General features: G+C 66.6%; 22 protein-coding genes and 1 pseudogene. 11 read left to right on the forward strand and 12 right to left on the reverse strand.

All coding sequences use genetic code 11. The annotated features are described in order from the left end of the window. Positions 1-26: 26 nt before the first annotated feature. The gene (locus tag L880_RS0110245) at positions 27-722 is read left to right on the forward strand and encodes a substrate-binding domain-containing protein (RefSeq protein ID WP_027475602.1); all 696 of its coding nucleotides are present in this window, start codon (positions 27-29) and stop codon (positions 720-722) included. A 25-nt stretch (positions 723-747) separates the two neighbouring features. Here the strand turns inward: L880_RS0110245 and L880_RS0110250 are convergent, their stop codons facing one another. The 3 genes from L880_RS0110250 to pdxR all read right to left on the reverse strand — a co-directional run bounded on the left by L880_RS0110250 (position 748) and on the right by pdxR (position 4,236). Further along, the gene (locus L880_RS0110250; protein ID WP_027475603.1) at positions 748-1,440 is read right to left on the reverse strand and encodes a carbonic anhydrase; all 693 of its coding nucleotides are present in this window, start codon (positions 1,438-1,440) and stop codon (positions 748-750) included. A 171-nt stretch (positions 1,441-1,611) separates the two neighbouring features. Next, on the reverse strand, positions 1,612-2,586 hold the full coding sequence (locus L880_RS0110255; RefSeq protein ID WP_019574455.1) for a Bug family tripartite tricarboxylate transporter substrate binding protein: 975 nt from the start codon (positions 2,584-2,586) through the stop codon (positions 1,612-1,614). A gap of 126 nt (positions 2,587-2,712) precedes the next feature. Next, on the reverse strand, positions 2,713-4,236 hold the full coding sequence (pdxR, locus tag L880_RS0110260; RefSeq protein ID WP_043329180.1) for a MocR-like pyridoxine biosynthesis transcription factor PdxR: 1,524 nt from the start codon (positions 4,234-4,236) through the stop codon (positions 2,713-2,715). A 168-nt stretch (positions 4,237-4,404) separates the two neighbouring features. Between pdxR and L880_RS0110265 the strand changes: the two genes are divergently transcribed. Next, positions 4,405-5,001 carry a GNAT family N-acetyltransferase gene (locus tag L880_RS0110265; RefSeq protein WP_027475605.1) on the forward strand — a complete coding sequence of 199 codons (597 nt, stop codon included), beginning with the start codon at positions 4,405-4,407 and terminating at the stop codon, positions 4,999-5,001. A 41-nt stretch (positions 5,002-5,042) separates the two neighbouring features. On the opposite strand, the gene L880_RS0110270 is transcribed toward L880_RS0110265, so the two are convergent. Beyond that, positions 5,043-5,711 carry a YitT family protein gene (locus tag L880_RS0110270; protein ID WP_027475606.1) on the reverse strand — a complete coding sequence of 223 codons (669 nt, stop codon included), beginning with the start codon at positions 5,709-5,711 and terminating at the stop codon, positions 5,043-5,045. Between the two features lie 632 nt (positions 5,712-6,343). Between L880_RS0110270 and L880_RS32150 the strand changes: the two genes are divergently transcribed. The 4 genes from L880_RS32150 (at position 6,344) to L880_RS0110290 (ending at position 11,029) form a co-directional block, all read left to right on the forward strand. Continuing rightward, positions 6,344-6,763 (forward strand): nucleotidyltransferase family protein, encoded by a 420-nt coding sequence (locus L880_RS32150; protein ID WP_245615065.1) that lies wholly within the window; start codon positions 6,344-6,346, stop codon positions 6,761-6,763. Positions 6,764-6,885: 122 nt separating this feature from the next. Next, a complete protein-coding gene (locus tag L880_RS0110280) occupies positions 6,886-8,835 on the forward strand; it encodes a DUF47 family protein (protein ID WP_027475608.1) in 1,950 nt (649 codons plus the stop codon). After that, the gene (locus L880_RS0110285) at positions 8,832-10,451 is read left to right on the forward strand and encodes a PEP/pyruvate-binding domain-containing protein (protein WP_027475609.1); all 1,620 of its coding nucleotides are present in this window, start codon (positions 8,832-8,834) and stop codon (positions 10,449-10,451) included. The genes L880_RS0110280 and L880_RS0110285 overlap by 4 nt, the downstream gene beginning before the upstream one ends. Before the next feature lie 59 nt (positions 10,452-10,510). Then, positions 10,511-11,029, forward strand: a complete 519-nt coding sequence (locus tag L880_RS0110290; RefSeq protein WP_027475610.1) for a C40 family peptidase — start codon at positions 10,511-10,513, stop codon at positions 11,027-11,029. A gap of 24 nt (positions 11,030-11,053) precedes the next feature. Here the strand turns inward: L880_RS0110290 and L880_RS0110295 are convergent, their stop codons facing one another. The 5 genes from L880_RS0110295 to L880_RS0110315 all read right to left on the reverse strand — a co-directional run bounded on the left by L880_RS0110295 (position 11,054) and on the right by L880_RS0110315 (position 18,003). Next, entirely contained in the window at positions 11,054-11,467 is a 414-nt protein-coding gene (locus tag L880_RS0110295) for an RNA-binding S4 domain-containing protein (protein WP_027475611.1), read from the reverse strand. A gap of 66 nt (positions 11,468-11,533) precedes the next feature. Further along, the gene (locus L880_RS36650; protein WP_084461211.1) at positions 11,534-14,254 is read right to left on the reverse strand and encodes a M30 family zinc metallopeptidase; all 2,721 of its coding nucleotides are present in this window, start codon (positions 14,252-14,254) and stop codon (positions 11,534-11,536) included. Between the two features lie 348 nt (positions 14,255-14,602). Next, complete coding sequence (locus L880_RS35590) at positions 14,603-15,460, reverse strand: hypothetical protein (RefSeq protein ID WP_157462776.1); 858 nt, start codon at positions 15,458-15,460, stop codon at positions 14,603-14,605. A 432-nt stretch (positions 15,461-15,892) separates the two neighbouring features. Further along, positions 15,893-17,326 (reverse strand): sensor histidine kinase, encoded by a 1,434-nt coding sequence (locus L880_RS0110310; RefSeq protein ID WP_043329141.1) that lies wholly within the window; start codon positions 17,324-17,326, stop codon positions 15,893-15,895. After that, positions 17,323-18,003: a response regulator transcription factor gene (locus L880_RS0110315; RefSeq protein WP_043329184.1), complete on the reverse strand. Its 681-nt coding sequence runs from the start codon at positions 18,001-18,003 to the stop codon at positions 17,323-17,325. Before L880_RS0110315 ends, L880_RS0110310 begins: the two co-directional genes overlap by 4 nt. A gap of 155 nt (positions 18,004-18,158) precedes the next feature. On the opposite strand from L880_RS0110315, the gene L880_RS0110320 reads away from it, so the two are divergent. From L880_RS0110320 to L880_RS0110330, 3 genes are all read left to right on the forward strand, one after another. Continuing rightward, complete coding sequence (locus L880_RS0110320) at positions 18,159-19,220, forward strand: porin (RefSeq protein ID WP_027475616.1); 1,062 nt, start codon at positions 18,159-18,161, stop codon at positions 19,218-19,220. A 119-nt stretch (positions 19,221-19,339) separates the two neighbouring features. Next, complete coding sequence (locus tag L880_RS0110325; RefSeq protein WP_027475617.1) at positions 19,340-20,308, forward strand: Bug family tripartite tricarboxylate transporter substrate binding protein; 969 nt, start codon at positions 19,340-19,342, stop codon at positions 20,306-20,308. A gap of 60 nt (positions 20,309-20,368) precedes the next feature. After that, positions 20,369-21,946 (forward strand): sigma-54 interaction domain-containing protein, encoded by a 1,578-nt coding sequence (locus L880_RS0110330; protein WP_281174760.1) that lies wholly within the window; start codon positions 20,369-20,371, stop codon positions 21,944-21,946. Positions 21,947-22,032: 86 nt separating this feature from the next. Here the strand turns inward: L880_RS0110330 and L880_RS0110335 are convergent, their stop codons facing one another. The 3 genes from L880_RS0110335 to L880_RS0110345 all read right to left on the reverse strand — a co-directional run bounded on the left by L880_RS0110335 (position 22,033) and on the right by L880_RS0110345 (position 24,166). Beyond that, positions 22,033-22,533: a DUF4411 family protein gene (locus tag L880_RS0110335; RefSeq protein ID WP_027475619.1), complete on the reverse strand. Its 501-nt coding sequence runs from the start codon at positions 22,531-22,533 to the stop codon at positions 22,033-22,035. Beyond that, the gene (locus L880_RS0110340; RefSeq protein ID WP_043329143.1) at positions 22,530-23,672 is read right to left on the reverse strand and encodes an ImmA/IrrE family metallo-endopeptidase; all 1,143 of its coding nucleotides are present in this window, start codon (positions 23,670-23,672) and stop codon (positions 22,530-22,532) included. Before L880_RS0110340 ends, L880_RS0110335 begins: the two co-directional genes overlap by 4 nt. 227 nt (positions 23,673-23,899) lie before the next feature. Continuing rightward, entirely contained in the window at positions 23,900-24,166 is a 267-nt protein-coding gene (locus L880_RS0110345; RefSeq protein ID WP_027475621.1) for a PIN domain-containing protein, read from the reverse strand. 128 nt (positions 24,167-24,294) lie between these two features. Here L880_RS0110345 and L880_RS32155 point away from each other — a divergent pair. Together L880_RS32155 and L880_RS0110355 are read left to right on the forward strand one after the other, a co-directional pair. Continuing rightward, a pseudogene (locus tag L880_RS32155) lies at positions 24,295-25,031 on the forward strand (HipA family kinase). Next, the gene (locus tag L880_RS0110355; protein WP_027475622.1) at positions 25,028-25,855 is read left to right on the forward strand and encodes a DUF3037 domain-containing protein; all 828 of its coding nucleotides are present in this window, start codon (positions 25,028-25,030) and stop codon (positions 25,853-25,855) included. Before L880_RS32155 ends, L880_RS0110355 begins: the two are co-directional and overlap by 4 nt. Positions 25,856-25,920 lie beyond the last annotated feature (65 nt).

The following is a 25,920-nucleotide window of genomic DNA, read 5'->3' on the forward strand; positions in this document are numbered from 1 at the left end:
CTCACGAACCTCAAGAGCGCTGACGCATGAGCACACCCATCACCGGCATTTCTTCCATGGCCACCCGCCTGCTTCTGGCCGACCTGGCCACGGCCTACCAGCAACAGTTCCAGGTGCCGGTGCAGTTCGAATCCCTGGGCGGTGTCGAGGCCGCCAAAAAAGTGCAGCAGGGCGAGGCGGTCGATCTGGTGGTGCTGGCCAGCGATGCCATCGACAAGCTGATGGCCGGGGGCTTTCTGCTGCCCGCCAGCCGGCGTGACCTGGTGCAGTCGTCGGTGGCCATCGCCGTGCGCGCCGGCGCGGCCCTGCCCGACGTGAGCAGCGAGGCGGCCCTGCGCGCCAGCGTGCTGGCCGCGCGCAGCATCGGCTACTCCACCGGCCCCAGTGGCACGGCCTTGATCCAGCTGTTCGAGCGCTGGGGCCTGGGCGAGACCCTGAAAGACCGCCTGGTGCAGGCCCGCCCCGGCGTGCCGGTGGGCAGCCTGGTGGCGCAGGGCGAGGTGGAGCTGGGCTTTCAGCAGCTCAGCGAGCTCAAGGACCTGCCCGGCATCACCTTGCTGGGCGGCATGCCCCCGGGGCTGGAGATCGTCACCACCTTCACCGGGGCGGTGCGCGTGGGCGCCGCCCAGGCCGATGCGGCCCAGGCCGTGCTCGATTTCATGAGCGCGCCGGCGCAGACCGCGCTCAAAGAGCGCCACGGCATGGAAGCCGCGCAGGCCTGATCACGGCAAAGCGGGTTGGCCCGGCTCAGTCCAGCACCTGCCCGTCGTGCTCCACGTACGGGTGGTAAGGCCCGGTGCCGCTGTGCGAGGCCTCGGCGGCGGGGATGAAGGCGCCGCGCTTCACGTCGAACACGTTCACCTGGCCTTGCTCGATCACATAGTGCCAGCCGTTCAGGGTCAGGCGCCCGGCCTCGACCTCGCGGCGCACCATGGGGTAGTCCATCAGGCGCTCCAGTTGCAGCACCACCGAGCGCTCTTCGGTGCGGCGCAGCGCCTCGGCGCAGGCCTGCACCGGCAGCTGCGCCTCTTGCAGCAGCTCCAGCCAACTGCTCAGGGCGCGTGCTTCGTCGGGCACGCCCTCGTAGGCTGCCCGCACCGCCCCGCAGTGGCTGTGGCCGCACACGATGATGCGCTCCACCTGCAGCGTCAGCACCGCGTATTCCACCGCCGCCATGGTGCCGTGCAGGCCCCGTGAGCCGTCGTAGGGCGGCACCAGGGCCCCTACATTGCGCACCAGAAACAGCTCACCCGGGCCGGCCCCGGTCAGCAGGTGGGGCACCAGGCGTGAGTCGGAGCAGCCGATGAACAGGGTCTTGGGGTGCTGCCCCTGGGCCACCAGGTCTTGAAAGCGTTGCTGGTGCAGGGGAAAGTAGTCCGACTGAAAGCGCCTGAGGCGCTGCAGCAACTCGTCGGGCGGCGAGGCGTCGGTCGGGGGCATGGCGGTGTCCTGGGGGCCTTGGGTGGGTGATGAAAGGCATTGACATGCAACGCCTGATTTTCAAGTTCCACTGATTCTGGCGCCCATCCGGTGGATTCCCTCAGGGGTCGGATGGCGCTTTTTTGCCCTGGATCAAGGGCCTGCCGCGTCAGCGGCGGGCCGGGCCCGGCCTCATTCAGGCTTGATGCCGGCCTCGCGGACCACCTTGGCCCATTTGGCGATTTCGGAGCGCTGGTGGGCCGCCAACTGGGCTGGCCCGGCCACGATGGGCTCCATGCCCAGGGCGCGCATGCGGGCCTGAACCTCAGGCAGGTTGAACACGCGCATCGCCTCGGTGGCCAGCAGGGCCTGGATGTCGGCTGGCAGGCCGCCGGGCGCAAAAATGGCCAGCCAGGAGTCGGCCTCGAAGCCCTTCAGCCCCTGCTCGGCCAGGGTCGGGATGTCGGGCGCCGAGGCGCTGCGGCGCAGGCTGGTGATGCCCAGGGCGCGCAGCTTGCCTTCGCGGATCGAGGGCAGGGCCGAGGGCAGGTTGTCGAACATCAGCCCGATGTGCCCCGCCAGCAGGTCGGGCACGGCCATGGCGCGGCCCCGGTAGGGCACGTGGTTGAGCTTCACGCCCGCCATGGCGTTGAACATCTCGCCCGCCACATGGGGCGAGGTGCCGATGCCCGGCGTGCCGTAGCTCAGCTGGCCCGGCTGGGCCTTGGCCAGCGCCACCAGCTCGCCCACGTTGCGGGCCGGTACCGAGGGGTGCACCACCAGCACATTGGGAGTGGAGGCGACCAGCACGATGGGCGTGAAGTCCTTCACCATGTCAAACGGCAGGTGAGGGAAGACCGAGCCGTTGATCGAGTGCGTGGCAATGCCGCCCATCATCACGGTGTAGCCGTCGGGTTTGGCCCGGGCCACGGTTTCGCCGCCCAGATTGCCCCCGGCGCCGGGCTTGTTGTCCACCACCAGGGGCTGGCCCAGCGAGAAATGCTCGGCCAGCAGGCGCGCCAGGGTGTCGGGCACGCCGCCGGGCGGAAAGCCCACCACGATGTGCACCGGCCGCTCGGGGTAGCGCGCGGTCTGGGCCTGGGCCGGGTTGAAGGAACTCCCTAGAGCTGCTGCCATGAGGGCCAGCCCGATTTTCTTGAACTTCATGTGTCGATATCCGGAATGAAAAAGCCCGCGGCCCAGAGCGTGTTGTCACGCCCTGGCCGGGGCCGGTCGATTATCCAGGGTGGCGTGGCGTGATCACGTGCGGGGTGGCTTTTCTGCAGCGTGATCTCACAGGGCCTGCATCAGCCTGGACAAGCGCTGGATCAGCGGCGCAAACAGCTCGGACGAGGTGTTGCCATAGCCCAGCACCAGGCCGTTGTCGGCCGGCCCGGGCGGCAGGGCAAAACCCGACAACGCCGACGGGGCCATGCCCTGCTGGCGTGCCTGCTCGGCCACGGCCTGGTCGGGCCACCGGGGCCCGAAGCGCACGCACAGGTGCAGCCCGCATTGGCCGCCCTCGATCTGGTGCGGCACGGCCAGGTGCTGCTGCAAGGCGCTGCGCAACGCACTCTGCCGGCTGCGGTACAGGCGGCGCATGCGCCCCAGGTGGCGCGCAAACTCGCCGCTTTCCATGAACTGCGCCAGCGCCAGCTGGCTGTGGCGCTGGCCGCCGCGCAGCAGCTCGCCCAGCGGCCCCTGCAGGCCCGGCAGCAAGGCCTCGGGCAGCACCAGAAAGCCCAGGCGCAACGAGGGGAACAGGGTCTTGCTGAAGGTGCCCACATACAGCACCGGCGCCTGCGGCACCAGGCCCTGCAGGGCGCCGATCGATTCGCCGGCATGGCGGAACTCGCTGTCGTAGTCGTCCTCGATCAGCCAGCAGCCGTGGCGGCGCGCCTGCTCCATCAGCTGCAGGCGGCGCGCTGCGCTCAGCACCGCGCCGGTGGGGTACTGGTGCGAGGGCGTGACGTAGATCAGCCGCGGTGGGTGGCGGGCCCAGTCCAGCTCGGTGGCGCACAGGCCCTCGCGGTCCACCGGCAGCGGGTGCAGTGTCAGGTCGGCGGCGCGCAGGGCGGCCTTGGCGCCGCGGTAGCCCGGGTTCTCCACCCAGGCCCGGTCGCCGGGGTTGCTCAGCAGGCGCGCGCACAGCGACAGGGCCTCCTGGGCGCCTTCGGTGATCACCACCTGCTCAGGGCTGCAGCGCACGCCCCGGGCCACGCTCAGGTGGCGGGCCACGGCTGCGCGCAGGGCCGGCTCGCCCAATGGCTCGCCATAGGCCAGCGCGGCGGGCCCGGCCTGGGTGATGGCCCGGTCCAGCGCGCGGCGCCAGGCCGCCAGCGGAAAGTGCGACAGGGCCGGCACCCCGGGCCGCAGCGGCAGCCCGAACTGGGTGCCGGCCCCGGTGGGCTGGATGTGGGCCAGGCGCTGGGCCAAGCGCTGGGCCAAGGGGTGTGGCAGGGTCGGGCTGCCTGGGGTGGCAGTTTCTTCGGCGCGAGGCCTGCCGCGTGCCGTGGTGGCCGCCGGCCGGGCCAGGGCCGCCACCCGCGTGCCCTGCCGGTCGGGCTGCAGATAGCCTTCGGCGCTGAGCTGCTCGTAGGCCGCGATCACGGTGTTGCGCGACACCCCCAGGCCCTCGGCCAGGGCGCGCGAGCCGGGCAGGCGGCTGCCCGGCGCCAGGCGCCCCGCCAGGATGGCCTGCTGCAGGCGGCGGTGCAGCTGGCGCTGCAGCGGCTCGGCCCCGGGGTGGCGCTGCAGGGTGGCCTCCAGCAGCACTTGGGGCATCAGCGGGGCAGGGGGCGTCGGGGTGGCTGGCATGGGCAAGGGGTCGGTGGCAAGCCAGGGTGGCGTGGCTCTGTCAAAACGATGGGCCGTGGCACTTTTTGAGGTGCCACCTTCGGGCTACTGTAGCGTACCCGGCAGCGCTCTTCTGGCCCTGCTCGGGTTGTTCAACCCGGCAACCCGCCTATCAAAAGGAACCCCTCCATGGCCCTCTGGCCCACCCCGATCACGCTTCAAGGCGCCGCCTGCTCGCTGGAGCCCCTGCACCCCGACCACCACGACGAACTGGTGGCCGCCACCCTGGACGGCGAGCTCTGGAAGCTCTGGTACACCGCTGTGCCCAGCCCCGAGGGCATGGCCGCCGAGATCCAGCGCCGGCTCGACCTGCAGGCCAAGGGCGCCATGCTGCCCTTCACCACCCGCGACGCCAGCGGCCGGGTGGCGGGCATGACCAGCTACATGAACATCGATGCCGGCAACCGCCGTGTCGAGATCGGCTCGACCTGGACCCGGGCGGCGGCGCAGCGCGGCCCGTTCAACACCGAGTGCAAGCTGCTCTTGCTGGGCCACGCCTTCGAGGCGCTGGACTGCATCGCGGTCGAGTTCCGCACCCATTTCTTCAACCAGCAAAGCCGGCGCGCCATCGAGCGCCTGGGCGCCAAGCTCGATGGGGTGTTGCGCAGCCACCAGCGCGCCGCCAACGGCACCCTGCGCGACACCTGCGTCTACAGCATCACCCAGGCCGAATGGCCCACCGTCAAGACCCATCTGCGCTGGCAGCTCGACAAACCCCGGGCCTGACGGACACCGGGCCTGAAACAGCCCGGGCCTGCCGGACCCCATCAGCCCCCGGCGTAGCGCCCGGGGCGGTGGCTGATCCACAAAAACACGCCCATCACCACCGCGGCCAGCACCGAGTAGGCCACGCGCTCCAGCGGCACCACCCACAGGGCCGCCAGCAGCACGCTGCAATCGATCGCCAACTGCACCTTGCCGGCGCGCAGGCCGTAGCGTTGCTGGGCATGCAAGGCCACGATGGTGGCCCCACCGAGGCTGGACTTGTGGCGGGCCAGAAACAGGCAGCCGGTGCCCAGCAGCAACCCGCCCAGCACCGCGGCGAACAGCGGGTGCAGGTAGTCGACCCGCATCACGTGGGGGAACAGCTCGGTCAGCAGCGACAGCAGGGCCACCGAGCCAAAGGTCTTGAGCGTGAACTCCCGGCCCATGCGGGTCCAGGCAAACCAGTAGAAGGGCAGGTTCACCACGAAGAACAGCTTGCCGAAAGACAGGCCGGTGGCGTAGTGCAGCAAGAAGCTGATGCCCGCCGTGCCGCCGATCAGCAGGCCCGCCTGGTTGAACAGCATCAGCGCCATGGCCACGAACAGCGTGCCCGCAAACAGGGCCTGGGCGTCTTCGAAGGCACCGTGGCGCAGCGGTGCGGAAGATAGGGCGGGCGAGCCGGTGGGCAGGGCGCCAGGCGCCAGGTGAGAGGTCGACGATGAGGGTGTCATGGCAGGGTCGGATCAGCAGCTATCGGGTGGACAGTGCACGCAGGGGAGGCGCCAGGCCCCTTGTGGGGGTCACGGCATCAAGCCGCCTATTGTCGCCGGAATGCGTGAAAAACTCAGTAGAAACCCTAGCATTTGCCGTGCCTGAACCCGGGCCCTGATCTGGTGCATGATGGCTCGCCCGACCTGAAGCCCCTGCCATGCCTGCTGCACCCGATTCCCTGCTCGACCCCGCCCGCCTGGTGGCGCTGGCCCTCGCCAACCCGGTCAATGCCGAGCTGATGCGCCGCCTGCCGGCCCTTGACCTGCCCCAGGGCCACCTCACGGCGGGCTGCCTGTTCCAGGCGGTGTGGAATGCGCACAGCGGGCGTGCACCGGGATGGGGTCAAAGAGCCTGTTCACGATCTCCCATGGGTCGCGCAGCGGTCTTTTCGGGATGGGATGCAAGGCGCGGTGCGCCGTCGATAGCCCGCCTATCGACAAGCGCCGCAACGCCGCAGACCGCCCGAAAAGGCCACTGCCCGAAGGGTTGGAGCGAAATCGGGCGATTGGGCGCCCTAGCTGCTTGCATGGGCACGAGCCCATGCGGCGCATCCAGGCCACCCACTCATCCCGATTGCGCTTCAACGCGGCCCATGCGAGATCGTGAACAGGCTCTTGCAGATTACGACGTGTTCTATTTCGACGACAACGACCTGTCCTGGCAGGCCGAAGACGCCGTGATCCAGCGTGTGCAGGCCGTGGTGGCCGACCTGGGCGTGACGGTGGAGGTGCGCAACCAGGCCCGGGTGCACCTGTGGTACCCGCAACGCTTCGGGCTGAGCTACCCGCGCCTGCGCGATTGCCGCGAGGGCATCGACCGCTACCTGATCGCCTGCACTTGCGTGGGGCTGAGCCTTGCTGACGGCGAACTGTACGCCCCCGACGGCCTGCACGACCTGGCGGCCGGGCGCCTGCGCCTCAACCCGCGTTGGGCCCAGCCGGCCCTGTTTGCCGCCAAGGCGGCCAGCTACCGGGCGCGCTGGCCGTGGCTGACCGTGCTGCCGCCAGGCTGATCCTGCGGCCGCCTTGATCTGACGCAAGTCTGGCACGGGCCGGTTTCATGGATCCGTCATGCGCGCTGCCCAGACTGGGCTGCATTGGCATGGATCGGCCTGAGCCGGGATCAAGGAAACGCATGGACAAGACATTGGCGGTGGCATCGTTGGGGCAGCAGCGTCTGTTGCTGCCGGTGTGGGTCAAGGCGGCACTGGCGGCCAACGACCGGCTCAAGTTCTACCTCTCGACCCTGCAGGCGGCCAGCCAGCATGCCGAGCACCCGCGTGAGCCGGCGCTGGACTTGAGCCGCGAACTGGCGGCGGCTGGCCTGGGCAGCGAGACCTGGCTGCTCGACCTGCCCGGCGGGGCCAGCCGTGTGGACGGGCAATTGATGCTGCCCGAGCTGGAGCGCCTGCGCGACGCCCTGCGCGAAGACCTGGGCCTGATGGCGCGACCGGTGCTGGCCCTGGCCGACCCGGAGCAGCCCGCGCGCATACAGCACTGGCTCGACACTCTGGCCGCCTTGCAGGGCGTGCGCCTGGACGCGATGCAGCTGCGCAGCCTCACCCACGGCCAGCGCCAGGGCGGGCCCGGCGACGACAGCCTGCACCTGCTGGTGATGGACCTGCACAAGGCCATCAATCAGCTGGTGCCCCAGGTGGCCAGCGAGCTGATTGCCGGCGCCCATGTGTGGCAACTGGACGAGGCCGACCGCCCCCTGGTGCAGGCCTTCATGCGCGGCCTGCGCCGCACGGCCCCGCTCAAGTTCGATCACCCCGGCCTGGAGACCGCGGCCACCCGCGACGGCGCCCACCTGCTGCTGCAGAACGACATCGGCACCAACGATGCCCATGTGCTGGTGATCCAGGTGCAGGAGCTGACGATCACGCTCACCTACTCCGACCTGCACCTGCGCCGCTTCAGCTTCTTCCAGGCCCTGCTGGCGCCGCTGGGGGCCAACTGGTCGGTGGTGGAGAGCCGCACCGAGGCCCAGCTCAACCAGGGCCAGGCCTACACCGTGGGCACCGCCACCTTTGCCTGTGCCGACCTGACCCACTTGCAAGCCACGCTGGAGGGCCTGGGGGCCCGCATCGTGTTCCTGATCGACTGGAACCGGGCGCGCAAGCGGCTGCTGAATTTCGTCAGCAAGCCGGCGGCCGAGCTGCTGCTGCGCGCTGCTGCCGAGCAGGAGCTGGGCCACATGGCCTGGCTGCGTGCCGGTGGCGAGCGCCTGATTTTTGGCGCCATGCAGACGGTGGGCGAGGGCGCCTTCCGCCTGGGCGACCGGCTGGACGAGGTGCTGGGCCCGGATCAGGCCAGCGCCTTTTTGCTCGACGTGATGCGCCTGGCCACAGAGGCCCTGTTGCATGGCCAAAGCCCCTCGCTGGTGGCCGACGAGGCCCGCTTGCTGCTGGCGCGCCAGATGCAGCGCCGCAGCGCCGGCTTCGACCTGCTCGACGAGCACGCCGCCTACTGCCAGACCCTGGCCCAGGCGGTCAGCGATGCCCTGGGCCATGGCCGCGACGGGCTGCAAGCGCAGGCGGCCGAACTGGCGGCCCGGGCCAAGACCTGGGAGCGCCAGGCCGACCAGCTGGTGATGCAGGCGCGCGAGCAGGCCGAACGCCAGCCGCGCTGGCAGGCGGTGTCGCGCCTGCTGGTGCTGAGCGACGACGTGGCCGATGCGCTCGAAGAAGCCGCCTTTCTCATCAGCCTGATGGCCGACCACCACCAGAAGGGCTGGAACCGCGAGGTGCGCCAGGCCTTGTCGGCCCTGGCCCAGGTGGTGCAGCAGGCCACGCAGGACCACGTGAAGGCCCTGGCCATCGCCCGCAACCTGGGCAGCGACAGCGAGCGCCAGGACCAGGACGAGTTCCTGACCGCCTCCTGGGCCGTGCTGCACGCTGAGCGCCGCTGCGACGATCTGCTGCGGCAGGCGCGCCATGTGCTGCTGGCCGAGCTGCAGGATGCCGCCTCGCTGATGCTGGCCAACGACCTGGCCCAGACCCTGGAGCTGGCCTCCGACCGCCTGCTGGCCGCCGGCTATGGCTTGCGCGAGCTGGCCTTCAACCAGTCCGGGGTGCAGGCATGAGCGCTGATGACGAGCTGTTCCTGATCGGCTGCGGCGGGCCTGCCCCGAGCCCAGCGCCCAGTGCCGAGCGCATGGGCTTCAAGGCCTGGAACCTGGCCCGCATGGCCGCCCTGGACCTGCCCGTGCCACCGGCCTTTGTGCTGGGCACGGCCTGGTGCGCCGACCCCGAGCGGCGCCTCCGCGCCAGCCTGCCCGCCACCTGGGAGCCCGGCCTGAGGGCCCTGCAGGCCGGCCTGGCCAGCCCGCTGCAATTTGGCGATGCGCGGCGCCCGCTGCTGCTGTCGGTGCGATCCGGGGCGCCGGTGTCCATGCCCGGCATGATGGAGACCCTGCTCAACATCGGCCTGTGTGATGCCACCGTGCCCGGCCTGTTGCGCCTGACCGGTCAACCCCGCCTGGTGTGGGACGCCTACCGCCGCCTGGTGGCCAGCTACGGCGAGGTGGTGGCGGGGCTGGATGCCGCGCTGTTCGAGGCCCCGGCTGCAGGCCTGGGGGCGCAACGTGATGAGCGTGACCTCGACTTTGCCGAGCTGCGCGAGCTGACCCGGCAGCACCTGAAGGCTTTTGCCCAGGCCGCAGGCCGCCCTTTTCCGCAGGACCCGCGCCAGCAACTGGCCGAGGCCATTGCCGCCGTGCTGGCCTCGTGGCAGGCGCCCAAGGCCGTGGAATACCGGCGCCTGCACCGCTTGCCCGACACCTTGGGCACGGCGGTCACGGTGCAGGCCATGGTGTTCGGCAATGCCGGGGGGCGCTCGGGGGCGGGGGTGGGCTTCACCCGCGACCCGTCCAGTGGCGAGCCTGAGCCCTGGGTGGACTTTCTGTTCAACGCCCAGGGCGAAGACGTGGTCTCGGGCCGGCGCAGCGCACAGGGCCATGAGGCCCTGGCCAACGTGCTGCCCGATTGTTGGGCGCAGCTGGTGCAGGCCACCCACACGCTGGAGCAGCAGCTGGGCGACATGCAGGATTTCGAGTTCACCGTGCAGGAGGGCACCCTCTACCTGCTGCAGACCCGCAGCGGCAAGCGTTCGGCCTACGCCACCGCCCGCATCGCGCTGGACATGCTCGACCAGGGGCTGATCAGTGCCGAAGAGGCACTGCGGCGCACCGCCGGCCTGGGCCCCGAGCAGTTGAGCCAACGCCGGGTGCTGGCCGCCGATGGCCAGGCCCTGGCGCCCGCGGCGCTGGCCGCCAGCGCCAGCCCGGGCGTGGTCAGCGGCGCGCTGGCGCTGGATGAAGCCGCCGCGCGCAGCCTGGTGGCGCAGGGCCGGCCGGTGGTGCTGGTGCGGCGTGACGCCGAGACCAGCGACATCGCCACCCTGGAGCTGGCCGGGGGCCTGCTGACCCAGCGCGGCGCCCGCACCTCGCACGCCGCCGTGGTGGCGCGCCAGATGGGCAAGGTGTGCCTGGTGGGGTGTGAGACGCTGCAGATCGACCTGGCGGCGCGCCGCATCCAGCTGGGGCCCTTGACCCTGCACGAGGGCGACACCTTGTCGCTGGATGGCCACCAGGGCCAGGTCTACGCGGGTGCGGTGCAGACCCGCGACGAGTTGCCGCAAGCCCTGCTGCAGCGGCTGGACACCCTGCGGGGGGCTGGCAAACCGGGCGCGGGCGGCTAGTATTCGGGCTGGGCCTGGGGGCTTGCCCGCCGCCCTTTGCCCGTGACCCGATACCCACCATGAACCTTCGCCACCCTCGACTTCCGCGTGCCTGCGGGGTTTTCGTTCTTGCGCTGCCCTGGCTCTTGCTGGCCGGCTGCTCCAGCGCCCCGCCGCGCCAGGCCGCCGACCCTCAGCCCGCGCTGGCGGTGCCGGCCGCATTGTCCGAAGAGCAGAGCCAGGCCGTCACCGTCTATGCCCTGGGTCTGGTGGGCACCCCGTACCGCTACGGCGGCAACACGCCTGATTCGGGTTTTGACTGCAGCGGCCTGATCCGCCATGTGTATGGCCTGCAGGCCGGCCTGCCGGCGCCGCGCACGGTGGCGCAGCTGCAGGGCTGGGGCCATGCGGTGCCGATCGAGGCCTTGCGCACCGGCGATCTGGTGTTGTTCTCGAAGGGCGGGGCACCCTCGCATGCCGGCATCTATGTGGGCGAGGGGCGCTTTGTGCATGCGCCCTCCACCGGGGGGCAGGTGCGGCTGGACCGGCTCAAGTCGGGCTACTGGGCGCAGCAGCAGGTGGCGATCCGCCGGCCCTGAGCCCGAGTCGGACACACGCAGGCCTCAGATCGACGCCGACCAGCGCTCGTTCCAGTCGCGGTTGGCCTCGATCTGGCGCCGGTCGCGCTTGGTGGGGCGGCCTTCCTGCAGGCTGGCTGCGGGCTCGGGGGCCAGGCGGCGCTGCTCCTGGGCCTGTTCGCGTGTGGCAATGCTCTCGGGGGTTTCCTGGTACAGCTGCTGGGCCACCGGGGCCGGGCCACGCTGGGCGCTCAGGCCCAGCACCACCACCGTGCGGTGGATGGGGCCCTGGCGCAATTCCACGGTGTCGCCGCAGCGCAGCTCGCGCGAGGGCTTGGCATTGGCGCCATTCACCGAGACCCGGCCTTTGCCGATCTCTTCCACCGCCAGGCTGCGGGTCTTGTAGAAGCGGGCGGACCAAAGCCATTTGTCCAGCCGCAGGGAGGCAAGTTCGCTCATGGCGTGATTTTGCCTCGAGACGAAGCTCGACACAGGCCACACCTCACGCAGTTTGCCCTCTGGGCTTCAGCGGATGACCAGCAACAGGGTGCTGCCCGCAGGCACGCTGACATTGTTGCGAACATAGCTGGTCTTACCGGGCCCGATGGTGTCCATCGTGTAGTAGTGGCTGGTCGCCGTGAAGCCGGAGGCGCCGATGGCGGTGGGCTGCAAGGGCATGTAGCCTGAAGTGAGTGAGACATCGATGGCCGCAAACGTGTACCCAGCATCCGTCCTGGCTGGCAGACTGTAACGGTCCAGGGCTTTTGACAGCGGCAGGGCGGCAAACATGGCTGCACCGAAATGCGCAAATTCGTCCGCATAACCCAGCCCACCATTCGCCTTGATCAAGTTGTCGAGGCAGTAGTAGCTGCCGTTCACAATGGTCGTGCCGTCGTTGCAAGAGGTGATCAGCTGTTGGTAAATGGACAGTCCATAGCGGCGGGTTAGATAGGCACCGAAGCTGCCGCCGATGCTGTAGTTGCCTGCCGACAAGTTTGGCCAATTGATGTACGAGACTCCCCCGCCCGTCGAAAGGTAGCCGGGGATTCGGCTGGAAACCGCCGAGTTGTAGCCCGCGTTCACGACCGGGCCAACGATGTCCTCGGTCATCATGGCCGAGCTCTCTTCTAGCCAGGTATCGTGGTACGAGCCGCGTTTGACCAAGCGTTGGTAAAAGTTCGTCATGTGGGTCGCCTCATGCAGGAGCGTCGAGACGGCGTAGGGGCGATTGTTCTTGACGGTGTTGGCGTTGACGAAAAACGCCAAAGCTTGATTTGAATTGACAGCCCAAGACGCAGTGGTGGGCAGGTAGGCGCTTATGGTCGAAAAATACCCCGCCCATCCGGTGCTGCTCGGAACATTGACAATGACAACATGGATGTCCTGCAGGGCGCTTCCGTCTTGGATGAGGTAGCCGGCGTAAGGCGCCGCTGCTGAGCCCCAGACATCCCCGAGCAGTTGGTTCAAACGGTCGAAACCGCCCGATGGGCCACAGACGGAGGCCTGCATGATGCCCAAGTCTGTGCTGGTGACCTTGCCTGAAATACTGGCGTTGGGGTCGACCCAAAAAACAATGCTTCGACCCGAGGGCAAGACGCATGTTGCGGCCACCGATGTGGCGTAGGGCACGGGGGCGGTCGGGCTGTTGTAAAGGTCGTTCCAGACACGAACGGTTCCCAAGCCTGGTGTGGGGTTGGGGGCGCCGGTACCCAATTTGGCGTCCAGATCGCTCATCGAACGTTTTGGAACAGACAGAAGAAAATCAGCGGCTTGACGATTTCTGATGAGCAGTCTGTCGTGTGCCGAAGCCTCCGTGGATGAATCTCCAAGCGACTCAGTTGAGCGCAGTGCCGTGGATTCTCCGCTGTTCGCGGCCACCGGACTGGCCAGGGTGCCTGTCGATGGGCTCTGTGCAGCCGTCGTAACGCCCGTATTGGCAAACACCAAGGTTGCTTTCTGCCCTGCCTGCACGCCCGCAATGTTGATGTTGAGCAGGGCGGGTGTCGAATTGGTGTTGACAAATTTCCAGGCCCCGACCCCGCTGCCGCTGTAAAGGCTCGGGCTTTGTGCGCCGCAATTGATGCCAGAGCAATCCACGGTCAGGCTGTTGCCACTGCTGCTCGCCAAAACGCTCAAGGCAGTGCTTGAACTGGCTGAGGCGCCGGCGCTGTCTCGCACCGTCAAACTGACCGTGTAGGTGCCTGGCGTCGTGTAGGTGTGGGTCACATTGGCTCCTGAGCCCGTGGTGCCATCACCAAAATTCCATTGATAGGTCATCGCCAGGTTGCTGGCGTCATAGGCAACGCCCGTCAGGTTGATGGACTGCCCCACATAGGCGGTCGTTGGGGTGGCCGTGATGCTCACGCCCGAGACGCCTGATGCCGCCGAACTCGAAAAGACAAAACGTTTGAGCGCAATGACGCTACCGTTCGGCAAGGTCAGGTTGCCTGTGGTGGCCGAGGTCGCGGTAAAGGTCATTCCCGCGCCGAACGTGTTGACGACGCTGGGTGAACGATAGCTCCCAGTCAGGGTTTGTCCATTGCCGTACTGGTAAAGCAGGCCGCTGGCACTGCTTCCATTGAGCGTGGCCAGGGCGGTGTACCACACCGGCTGGCCTGAGGTGTCGTACATGTAGCTGCCGATCGACACCAGATTGCCTTGCGCTTCAATGAAGTAGCCGCGTCCGCTTTGATCTGGGGCCCACCAAACACCGTTTTGAAGCAGGCTGCTGGCCGCACCAAGCGTGTTGTTTTGAAATCCATAGCGTTGCAGCGGCACGCTGACCGCGGTGCTGGAGCCCGAGGGGGTGACCGTCAAGGTTCCTTGCGTGGCGCTTGTGAAGCCCAGCCAAGCCGAACCGATGGTGGTGTTGGCGGTGGGTGCCTGGTAGGTACCACCGAGTGATTGCCCGCCCGCATAGCTGCTGATACTGCCGCTATAGCTACCGTCGGTTTGCTGGCTCAGTATGCCCGCATACCAGATGGCCCGTCCACTGGTCTCATACATGTACAGCGTCAGGCTCAGTTGGGATCCTTGTACATCCACGCCGTAACCTGAACCGCTGGCCGACGGATTCCACCACACACCTGTTTGGGGCACGCTGTAACCGCTGGTGCTGCTGGCTGTGGTTTCCACAATCTCAGGTTGTCCTGATCGTGTGCTGAAACTGCCCATCGGTGAGTTGCCCCCACCGCCACAGGCACTGAGCAGCACGCTCAGTGCCAACAGCCACAAAAAATTTCTCATGAACTCGATCCCTGTTGTCTTTCCTGATTATTCTTTGGCCAAGCACTTTTCGTGCTTCGGCTCCGACCCGGAATATCTTACCTGAGCACTCTGCCGCTGGGTTAGCGATAGCAGCATCAATGGTGCTTGTGTCTTTTGCAAAAACCGGTTATTTGTGTGTCTGATCTATTCGGGGTGGCTGGTTTTGCTTCGATGAACGGGATGTTCGTTCGGGTGTTCAGAGGCTCATCACAAAGACGAGGGTCTTTTGATGACCGGCTGGCGAATCAGTTGCAGGCCATGCCCAGCGTTGCGCCGGTGTGGCGGTTGCCTTGGCCAAACCACGAGCCCTGGCAGCCTGGGATTTTTTCAAAACCCGAAATAGCTGATCGGAATGGCTCGGCCGTTTGGGAGTGTCAATGTTGCGTTGTAAGAATCTGAAAATTTGATTTGAACCGTGCCCACATTGGCATTCACCAGTTGTGCCGCATGGTAGCTTCCCGTCAAGGTCTGGCCACCACCATAGAGTTGCAGTGCACCAGTGAATGATCCGTTGGTCAACGTGCCCACGGCCTGCATCCAATTCGGGTTGCCATTGGCGTCATAGCCATAAATGGCAAATGCCAGATTCTTGTTGTCGTTGCTGACTTGAAGCAGGTAGCCACGCCCACCTTCGCTGGGATTCCACCAGGTACCGGTGCGGGGGATCAGGGTCGCCGGCGTTGCGTTGATGCCACCTGTATAGGTGAGATTGCCGGGGGTATAAATCTGGTGTAGAGAGGAGCTCGAGTTGACGTGAAAGCCCGTGCTCGCCACACCATTGACCACTGTGACGGTCATTTGACCGGAAAAATAGGTATCGGCCATGCCCAGCGCGGCAACGCAGTTCGACAGCAATACAGTAGCGTTGCCAACATAAACATAGTTCAAGCTGGCTAAGCTGCCACTGGTCACGATGCCGCTGTATGTGTTTCCATTTGCCGCACAACCACTGTCTGTCGTGAAACTCCAGCTGTAGTCAGGATTGAAGTTCAGCGACATTTTTAAGGAGGCAGAACTCAACGGACCATTATTGCTATTGTAAACAAATGTACTTTGCCCCGCATAGTTCCCTACGGCTGCCGGAAGTGGTGCATCAGCATGGGCAGACAAAGAGAATAGGCTGCTCAATGTCAGCATCAAGCCTGTGAAAAAATAGGCGATATTTTTTGGGGCGGTTCGGTTCATTTTTGCGTTCAGAATGGTTTGGGTTGTCGGTGTGTTTGAAAATGAAATGCCAAGTGGGCATGGATTGTGTTTTTGTGGCCCATTTCAGATCTTATGGGGCGCGTTTGCATCGTCAATAGAACCATGTTCTATGTTAGGCATGACGCAATGAAATAGGCTGAAAATCAGCCGGAGAAAATGAAAGTGCACTTCGCATGCGACCAATTTCATTGGCTTGTTGCTGAGGGCATCATCCGGTTGCCATGAAACAGATTTGATCCGGCATAGTTTCTGTCCGCGAGGTGGCGAACCCTGCTGGCTCGAGATTCATGGGTGGGCGTGCACTGCTCAATGAAAATGAGGCCCAGGCCGACTGGGAGGCTGGAGCCCTCGGCTCGCTCAAGCGAGGTTGGTGCTTTGGTGTTGGCTTTCTGGCCCGCTTGCACCGACCGGCTAGACCAGCGGTAGCCGCACGCAGGCGTCCAGTCCCCTTACGCGCCCACCCACCTGGTCATCCAGCCGGTTCAGCAGGGCGATGCGCCCGCCCAGGGCGCGCACGATCTCGTGGCAGATGGTCAGGCCCAGGCCCGAGCTGCCCGGCACATCTCCGGTCCAGAAGGGCTGGAACAGGCGCTCGCGCTGGGTGCTGTCGATGCCGGGGCCCTGGTCGCTCACGGTCAGCACCGCCTGGTCGTCCTCCAACTGCAGGGTGATCTGCAGGCGGCCGCCGGCTGGGCTGTGGCGGATGGCGTTGTGCAGCAGGTTGCGCACCAGCTCGCGCAGCATCCAGGCGTGGGCGAGCACGGTGAGCGGCTGGTCCTGCAGCTCAAAGTCGAGGTTGCGCTCTGCCACCAGGGGCGACAGGTCCAGTGCCACCTCGCGCACCACCTGGGCCAGGTCCAGCGGCAGGGTGTCGGTCTGCTGGCGCAGTTGCTCCACCTTGGCCAGGGCCAGCATCTGGTTGGCCAACTGGGTGGCGCGTTCCACGGTGGCGTTGATCTCCAGCAGGGCGGTCTGCGGGTCGACGTCACCGCGCAGGGCCGACTGCACCTGCACCTTGAGCACCGCCAGCGGGGTGCGCAGCTGGTGCGAGGTGTCGCGCACAAAGCGCTTCTGGTGGTCCAGCAGGTTCTGCAGCCGCCCCATGAGCTGGTTGGTGGCGTCGATCAGGGGCAGCAGCTCGCGCGGCGCGTCGGGGGCGCTGATGTGGGTCAGCTCGCCCTCGGGGCGCTGCTGCAGCTCGGCGCTGATGCGGCGCACCGGGCGGGTGGCGCGCTGCACCACGGCGATGACGATCACGATGACCCCGGCCACCAGCACGCCCTGGCGCAGCAGCGAGGCGATCAGGATGTCGCCCACCAGGGTCTGGCGCAGGCCCAGGGTCTCGGCCACCTGCACCATGGCCATGCCCCGACCATGTTCGCTGACCACGGGCTGCAGCAGCACCGCCACCCGCACCGGGTCGCCCCGGTAGAAGTCGTCGTAGAAATGCACCAGGGCCGAGTAGGGGCTGGGTGGCAGGCCCTTGCCGGGCCAGGGGGGCAGGGCCTCGAAGCCGCCCACCCATTCGCCGTTCATGTCAGACACCCGGTAGTACATGCGGCTGCGCAGATCGGTCTCGAAGGCCTCCAGCGCCGCGTGGGGCACGCTCACCTGCAGCCGGGCCTGGGCGTCGTAGCCCTCCACGGTGAGCAGCTCGCCGATGGATTTGGCCGAGGCCAGCAGGGTGCGGTCGTAGGCCGTCTGCACCGCCTGCCGGGTGTCGACGTAGAGGATGAGGCTGTTGATCAGCACATACACGCCGATCGGCAGCAGCAGGCCCAGCAGCAGGTAGCGACGCAGGGACAGGCGTCGCCCAGGGGGCGGGGCGGTGTGTGCCGGGCTCACGGGGCGGCCTTCAGCAGGTAGCCCAGGCCACGCAGGGTCATCAGGCTGACCTGGGCCTGGCTGAGCTTCTTGCGCAGCCGGTACACCACCACTTCGACGGCCTCGAGTTGCACCGAGTCGTCGCCCGGGAACACCAGCGCGAACAGCCGCTCCTTGCTGACCGCATGGCCAGGCCGGCTCATCAGGGCTTGCAGCAGGGTGAGCTCGCGCGGGGTCAGGTCCAGCACCTCGTCACCCAGGTAGAAGGCGCCGTTCTCCTTGTCGAACTCCAGGTCGCCCAGGCGCTGGCGGCTGGGGGGGGCGCTGGTGTCCACCGGCTGCACGCGGCGGTACAGGGCGCGCAGCCGGGCCTCGAGTTCGTCCAGGTCGAAGGGTTTGGCCAGGTAGTCGTCGGCCCCGCTGTTGAGGCCGATCACGCGGTCGCCCACCGTGCCGCGGGCGGTCAGGATCAGCACCGGGGTGCGCAGGCCGGCGCGGCGGGCGCGCTCCAGCACGTGCAGGCCGTCCAGCCCCGGCAGGCTCAGGTCCAGCACCACCACATCGGGTTGGCGCTGCAGCCAGACATCCAGGGCGGCTGCCCCGTCGGCACAGATGCCGACCTCGATGCCATGCCGCGACAGGGCGCGCTGCAAGGCGGTCTGCATGGAGCGGTCGTCTTCGATCAGCAGGAGTTGCATGCGGGCACCGGTGGAGGGGCTGGCCAGGTTCGCCTGGGTCGGGCGCAGATCATAAACAGAGCGGGCGGCGCGCTTCGACAGCCGATTGACAGCTGCGATTTCTACGATCGGCCGGCAGTCCTCCAAGACGCATCGCCCCATAGGAGACATTTGACATGAACAAGACTTCCCTGGCCCTGGCGGCCGCCGGCCTGTTGGCCACCACCGGCGTCAGCGCCCAATCGGTCGAGATCTTCGGCCTGCTGGACTCCGGCTACCTGCGTGTGAACAGCGACGGCAATGGCTCCGTCAGCAAGGCCAACACCGACGGCAACCTGTCCAGCCGCCTCGGCTTTCGCGGCACCGAAGACCTCGGTGGCGGCCTGAAGGCCGGCTTCTGGCTTGAGGCCGGTCTCAACCCCACCGACGGCTCGGCCGGCACCACCAGCACCACCAACCAGCCCGGTGGTTCGGCCGGCAGCGGTGGCCTGGTGTTCGGTCGCCGTTCCACCGTCAGCCTGAGCAACCAACTGGGCGAACTGCGCCTGGGCCGCGACTACACGCCCGGCTTCTGGAACCTCTCGGTCTTCAGCCCCTTCGGCACCAACGGCATCGGCTCGACCGGCTTCCTGTTCTACCCCGTGCCCAGCGCGGCCCGCATCACCCATGTGCGCGCCTCCAACTCGGTGGGTTACTTCCTGCCCAAGCTGGGCGGCTTCTATGGTCAGGCCATGATGGCCTTCGGCAACAACCCCTCCACCGCCGGCGCCAAGAGCGATGACGGCAACGTGACCGGCCTGCGCCTGGGCTATGAGCAGGGGCCGTTCAACATCGCGGTGGCCACCACACGCACCCAGAACGTGGCCATCGGCAACTACAAGCAGAACAACCTGGGGGCCAGCTACGATTTCGGCCCGGTCAAGGCCATGGCGCTGTGGGGTGAGAACGTGACCGCCACCACCAAGACCAGCACCAAGCTGATCGGTGCCCATGTGCCGGTGGGCGCCGGCCAGATCCGCGTGGCCTACTCGACCCTGAGCGCCAAGGGCGTGGCCAACGACGCCAACCACCTGGCCCTGGGCTATGTGCACAACCTGTCCAAGCGCACGGCGGTGTACGGCCACTACGCCCGCATCAGCAACAAGAACAACGGCACCGCCTTCGATCTGGGTCAGGGCGTGACCCGCGCCGGCGGCAGCAGCACCGGCTACGAGTTCGGCATCCGCCACACCTTCTGATCGACCTGCCTCCCCCCGGGCGCGCCGGGGGGGTGTTTCCCGTTCTGCGCAGGGCACAATGCTTGGCGGCAAAATGCCGCCACCAGCAGCCCTGCCAGGACAGAACGGGAAACCTCATGATGCGTCGAAGCCAATTCATCCGATCGTTGCCGGGCCTTGCCCTGGGCGGCAGCATGGGTGGGGCGGCGCACGGGGCCCCGTCGGCAGGCCCTCTGCGTGTGCTGGTGCCCGCCAACGCAGGCGGCGGCTGGGACACCACCGCCCGGGCCTTCGGCCGGGCCTTGCTCGACAGCGGTGGCGCCAGTGCCGTGCATTTCGACAACAAGGGTGGCGCGGCCGGCACCATCGGCCTGGCCCAGTTCGTCCACACCCGACGTGCCGACCCGACAGCCCTGCTGATGATGGGCTCGGTCATGCTGGGCGGCATCATCACCGGCAAGCCGCCGGTGTCGCTGTCACAGGCCACGCCGCTGGCTCGTCTGGCCACCGAATTCAATGTGTTCGTGCTGCCGGCCAACTCGCCCTACAAGTCGATGGCCGATCTGCTGGCCCAGTTGCAGAAAGACCCTGCCAGCGTGAAATGGGGCGGTGGCTCGCGCGGCTCGACCGAGCACATCGCAGCGGCCTTGGTCGCCCGTGCCGTGGGCGTGGATCCGACCCGTCTGCAGTTTCTGCCCTTCCGGGGCGGCGGCGAGGCGACGGCCGCACTGCTGGGCGGCAATGTCACGGTAGGGGGCAGCGGCTACAGCGAGTTTGCCGAATCGATCCAGAACGGCCGCATGCGCGCGATTGCAGTCACCTCGCCCCAGCGCCTGCCGGGGCTGGAGGCGCCCACCCTCAAGGAGCTCGGCCTGCCGGTGGAGATCGGCAATTGGCGTGGCCTGTTTGGGGCGCCGGGCATCACACCCACCCAGCGCCAAGACCTGATCGACCGCATCGTGGCCGCCGCCCGTCACCGCAGCTGGCAGGACATGCTGGACAAGCATGCCTGGACCCCAGCCTTGCTCACCGGCGACGCTTTCAGCCAATTCGTCGACGACGAGTTCAACAGCCTGCGCCTCACCTTGATCAAGGCCGGCCTGCTGTGATCGGCGGTAGCCCGGATTGACCCGCGGCTGAGCTGTGGCTTGCCGCGCTACCATCGCGGCATGCCAGCGCCCTCTCACTCAGACCCTGCCACGGCCATCGCGGACCCTGCGCCGGCCGCTCCCGTCCCGGACGTCGTGCCGGGTGCTTCATCGGATGTACTGCCTCTGGACGGCGACAGCATCCTGGCGCTGGCGGCGCAGTCGATGTTCCACCTGTTCTCGAGCATCAGCCAGGGCATGTTCCTGGTGGACCGCAGCGGCTGCATCGTCTGGGTCAACGAAGGGTATCGGCGCTTTCTGCCGGCCTTGGGCTTCTCGTCGATCGACCAGTTTCTGGGCCACCGGGTGGAGGACGTGATCCACAACACCCAGATGCGGCGCGTGCTGGAAACCGGCGAGCCGATCCTGATCGACCTGCTCACCAACAAGGCCGGCACCTTCGTGGTCAGCCGCCTGCCGCTGCGCGACGACGCGGGCGGCGTGATCGGGGCCATCGGCATCGTGCTGTTCGACCACCCCGAGACCACGCTCAAGCCCCTGATCAGCAAGTTCGCCCGCCTGCAGCAAGACCTGGACGATGCCCGCCGCGAACTGGCGGTGCAGCGCAAGCGCCAGCTCGGCGCCCCCGATGGCGAACGCCGTGCCAAGTACACCTTTGCCAGCTTTGTGGGGACCAGCCCGGCCGCGGTGGAGGTCAAACGCCAGGCACGCCGCGCCGCGCAGTCGGCCAGCCCGGTGCTGTTGCTGGGTGAGACCGGCACCGGCAAGGAGTTGCTGGCGCACGCCGTGCACGCCGCCTCGTCACGCGCCAGCGGGCCCTTTGTGAGCGTGAACATCGCCGCCGTGCCCGACACCTTGCTGGAGGCCGAGTTCTTCGGCGTGGCCCCCGGGGCCTACACCGGCGCCGACCGCAAGGGGCGCGAGGGCAAGTTCCGGCTGGCCGATGGCGGCACCCTGTTCCTCGACGAGATCGGCGACATGCCCTTGAACCTGCAGGCCAAGCTCTTGCGCGCCCTGCAGGAGGGCGAGATCGAACCCTTGGGCTCGAACCGCCTGCTGCCCTTCGATGCCCGGGTGATCGCCGCCACCTCGCGCGACCTGCTGGCCCTGGTGCGCGAGGGCCGCTTCCGCGAAGACCTGTACTACCGCATCGGCGTGCTGCCCATCCGTGTGCCGCCGCTGCGCGAGCGCGCCAGCGACATCGTGGCCCTGGTCGAGGTGCTGGGCGAAGACATGGCATTGCGCAACGGCAGCCCGCCACCCGAGCTCACGCCCCAGGCCCTGGCCCTGCTGCAGGCCCAGCCCTGGCGCGGCAACATCCGCGAACTCCGCAACGTGCTGGAGCAGGCGGCCCTGCGCAGCGAGGGCGGCCCGCTGGACCTGGCGCTGCTCAGCCGTGTGCTGCAGGACTCGGGCCTGACCCCGGTGCGGGTGACGGTGCCCACACCCTCGGCCCCGCCCGCCGTGGGGCCGGGCTTGGGCTCGGCCGCTGCCAGCCTGCGCCCGCTGGCCGAGCAGGTGGCCCAGCTCGAACGCCAGGCCATCGCCCAGGCCTTGCAAGCCACCGGCGGCAACAAGGTGGCTGCAGCCCGGCTGCTCGGGATCTCGCGGGCTACCTTGTACGAACGGCTGGGTTGAGGCCTGGTTGACTGATTCAGCCCACGGGCCACCCACTTGGCGTGGGTGCCCCGGGTTCCCGATGGAGACGCTGCAGGGGGCGTTGTTCAGTGCTCCAACACAAAGCGTGCCTCTGTCCGGCTGAGCAGTTCGAAGGTGTCGATGCAGGTCACGCCGAAGGCCTTGGCCACGTTGGGAATGGTGTACTTGCGGCGCAGTTCCGGGTTGAACTGTTCATGCGTGACGATGACAGCGCCAGCAAGGGTCATTGCCTTGGCGATCAGCCATGGATCGGCTCCGTCGAAAAACGCCTCGAGGGCGCCCGGCTTCATCTTGGCCGACTGCGACACCACATGCTCCGCTACCTGGGCAAAGGCCTGTTGAGTGGCGGCGTCCGCAACAGGCAGAAAAAGTCCATCCTGCGTTTTTGCCCATTGCGCCAGCTCGTCGTGGCCCCGCTGAAGTTCAGCACCGACCGGTTCGATGCTGACCAACACACCCCTGTGCTGGCAGCGTTGGATCCAACGCCAGTAAGCCGGGCAGACCGCCATGCGGTAGTAGCGATTCTTGGCTTCAATGAGCGTGTTGGTGTCGAGCAAATAGGTCATGTGCCAAGCTGTTGGGCCAAGTCACGGATCTGGGCTGGCTGAACCCCCAGCAGCCTGCCCGCTTCGCGAAGAAGCAGTCGCCCGCTGAATGTCTCGGCGATGACGGCGCGGGCAAATCGGGGGCTGTTTTTGGCACCGGCATTCCGGTAAAAACTGCCGCCCCCGCCCTCTGCAGCCCGAAAAGCGTCCAGCTCTGCACGGTAGAAGGCCGAATAGGTGCCGTGATCGACCAGGCCCAGATCCAAGGCTCGACGAATGACGACGAAGCGGCTGACATGGAAGCGGTGTGCCAGTTCGGCCACGCGCGTGCCCAAGTCTGGAGAGGCCTGGGGCCAGAGCTTGGCAAAAAGTTCGGAGGGGGCCAGGAATTCACCCGCCACGGCGTTGCAGAAAATCTCTTCGTGCCGGGTGTTGCCCGGGGCCGCGTTGGAGACCCCGCTGCTGCCAAGCCAGACATGGGCCAATTCATGCAACAGCGTGAACAAGCGCGCCGAGGGGGCATCGCTGGCGTTGATGAAGACGACAGGCGCCAGCGGATGGCTGATGGCAAAGCCCCGGAACTCAGCCACGTCGAGTTTGCGACGGGTGTTGTTGCCGACGATGCCACTGCGCATCACCAAGACACCCGCTCGCTCGGCGGCTTCTATCAGGTGACGGTAGTGGGGTTCCCAGTGGCTGGCCCCCTGTTCGATGTCGACGCCGAGCACCGCGCGGATGTCCTGAGCCACCTGCGCCACGTGGGATGTGGTGTTGAAACGGCCCACAAAAGGCAATGGCTGAGCGCCTTGCTCTTGCAGATACTCCACGAACCAGGCCTGCCGCTGCAAAGCATGTCGGACCGTCTCCGTGAGGTTCAGGCTGGGCTTGCCAACAGGCATGCCACCGACGGTGCGCAAGTCGGGCAGCAAGGGCTCATCGATGGGGGCCTGGCTCAAGAAAAAATAGCCGAAGGGGGCGTGCAAGCTGTTGGCGATCTGCTGTGCCTGCCTGAAGGTCGGTTGCCATTCGCCGTCTTCCCAGCGCTGGAACTGTTCGGCTTGGACGCCTGCCATCCTGGCCGCCGCGCTCACGTCCAGGCCCGCACGATCGCGCGCCCAGCGCAGCATCGCAGGGTTGATCAGAGCGTGTGGGTGGGCCATCCAAAGATTCTAAGCAGGCAGGCTATCGGGCTATCGCCCTCGCCAAGCCCTGCGGCCTGCCGTGCGTCGGAGCCAGAGGCATTCATGCCCTCATGGCGGAAGGCGGCAAACGGTTTCGCTGTGGGGCGCGACCTGCTGGACCCGTGTTGGCCAGTACCACAGCCGGCCCTGTTGGATGGCTGCTTGCGCTGACGTCGCCAGCGTCAGGCACCCATGCGGCCTGAACATCAAGTCGCAGCGGCCCAGTTGTCCAGCTGCAGGCCGGGCATCTTGGCGAACTCACGGGTGTTGTTGGTGACCAGCCGGGCCGGCTGACCCAGGGCGTGGGCGGCAATCAGGGTGTCGAGCGCGCCAATCGGGGTGCCGCGGCGCTCCAGATCGGCGCGGAGATCGCCGTAGGCCCATGCGGCGGCATCATCAAACTGCAGGATGCTCAGTGGAGCCAGAAACATCTCGAGTGCCTGACGGTTGCGCGCTGATCCGCTTTTGGCCACGCCAGATGCGTGAAGCGCAAGCAGACGCGGTTCGCAGTTCCATCGTTTAAGCTTCGAAGTCGTTGAAGTCAGCTTTCCAAGAAAGACGCTCCTGACCCTTGGCACCAGGTCGTCGGCCAGCTCCTCCCATGCAAGATCAAGCCCCTGTGTTGCAGATCGTTGAAGTGCTGGGCCCCAGCGTACAAGGACAGGCTCGCCCCTTCCTCTGTCGGGGAGCGGATGGACTGTTGTATTACGTCAAGGGGCAGCAAACGAATCGAGCCAGCCTGTGGCGGGAGTGGATTTGTGCACATCTTGGGCAGCGATGGGCTTGCCCATTCCTCCGTTTTGCCTGGTGCAACTCGATGAGGATCTGGTGCGCGAACTGCCACCCGATTGGCGGCATCTGGGCTCACTGCCCTCGTTTGGTTCCCGTCGATGTGCAAATGCCAGTTGGATGGAACTGGGGATGGCAGGCCAGGTTGCGAAGGCGCTGCAATGTGACATTCTGGTTTTCGACTGGTGGGTGCACAACACGGATCGCACCAGGGGCAACCCGAATCTTCTGTGGGATGGCGGGCAGCAGGCTGTGGCGGTGATCGATCACAACAATGCTCTGGATCCTGGGTTTGTTGCGGCGGATTTTCTGGCCGATCATTTGTTCTCTGAGCAATGGGTTGGAGTCACGGAGGACCTGGTCACCAGGGCGCACTACGAACGACGCTTGTGCGAGGCTCTGCCCGCTGCCGATCTGGCCTGTCGCACCGCCCCAGAAGCATGGTTATGGGAGAATTCAGAGTTCGATATCCCCGCCAGGTTCGATCGAGATGCCGCCTTGGCGTTGTTGGCCCGATGTGCAAGTTCTGAACTATGGAGAACGGTATGAAACCAGTCGCGTGTCGTTATGCCGTGGTTCAGTTCATGCCTTACAGCGAAACGGGCGAGTTCGCCAATGTGGGGGTCGTACTCATTTGCCCCAGCACGAAATACTTCGGATTCCAACTGCAGGCGCGACGCCACAAGCGCATCACCGACTTTTTTGACGAGCTGCCCAAGGAGGTGTACCAGCGCGCCGTGCAGGCCATCGAAACAGAGTTGCAGCGCATTGCCGAGATGGTGGCCGAGGCACCGCCAGGCGCCGGGCAGATTGATTACCTTCGGCAGGTCTTTGAAAGCCTGGTGCATCCGCGGGAGGCATTGGTCCGATTTGGACCGGCTCGCATGGTGATGACGCTTGATCCGGCTGCCGAGTTGCTCAAGCAGTTCGAGCACTATGTCGACCGTTCATTTGCTTCGGCCGAGTACATCGAGCAGGTGATGGAAAAGCGAATCCGAGCTTTGTTGAGCGCCCTCGACCTTCCGCAGCCTTTCAGGCCCGCGAGGGTCGGCAATGGCGAGGTCCATGTCCGCTTTCCGTTGGTGCAGCAACGTGGCGAGCAGATTTCGAAAATCATCAAGCCCTTCAACCTGAACCAGAAGGAACCGATGGGGATCTATGACCACGGTGGCAACTGGTTGCAGCGGATTCAGCGGTTGCGCCGGCACCGACTGTTGCCCCAGGAGGTTCTGTTTGCCGTAGCGGCACCCCCGCCAGACGACCTCAAGCGCTACGCCGCATTTGCCGAGATACGGCGTGAATTTCAGGCGGAAGAGGTCATCCTGGTGGATGAGCTGGCGGAGAAGCAGATCGCAGAATTCGCGTTGGCCTGAGGCCTTCCTCACCCCTTTCAAAGGCTCGGATAACCGAGCCTTTGTTTGGGGGCAACCTTCCTGGC

The organism is Curvibacter gracilis ATCC BAA-807 (assembly GCF_000518645.1).
Lineage (GTDB): Bacteria > Pseudomonadota > Gammaproteobacteria > Burkholderiales > Burkholderiaceae_C > Curvibacter > Curvibacter gracilis.